Source organism: Burkholderia sp. BCC1993, from assembly GCF_905339865.1.
GTDB lineage: Bacteria > Pseudomonadota > Gammaproteobacteria > Burkholderiales > Burkholderiaceae > Burkholderia.
The window spans coordinates 1-387 of sequence record NZ_CAJPGZ010000076.1 but is presented as its reverse complement, the minus strand read 5'-3'; the positions used below and the strand labels follow the sequence as shown (position 1 = coordinate 387).

Annotated in this window: 1 protein-coding gene; it reads left to right on the top strand. The window is 63.0% G+C overall.

What is annotated here, in order from left to right:
- Window positions 1-387: hypothetical protein (locus tag U4Y91_RS36640; protein ID WP_321809134.1), on the top strand; the 387-nt coding region annotated here is incomplete at both ends.

Sequence of the window (387 nt, the reverse complement as noted above, 5' to 3'; positions counted from 1 at the left end):
CGAGGTCGAGAGCGAAGCGACCGAGCTATCGGTCGAGCTCAGACCCGTCGACAACGAGCTGATGCCCGTCGAAGTCGAGGTGGACAGCGAACTGATCGAGCTGGTCGTCGACGACAAGCCGGTTGACGTCGAAGTCGAGAGCGAAGCCACCGAGCTATCAGTCGAGCTGAGGCCCGTCGACAGCGAGTTGATACCCGTCGAAGTCGAGGTGGACAACGAGCTGATCGAGCTGGTCGCCGACGACAGGCCGGTCGACGTGGAGGTCGACAGCGACGCCACGGAACTGTCGGTCGAGCTGAGGCCGGTCGACAGCGAGCTGATACCCGTCGAGGTCGACGTGGACAGCGAGCTGATCGAGCTGTTAGCCGAGGACAAACCGGTCGACGT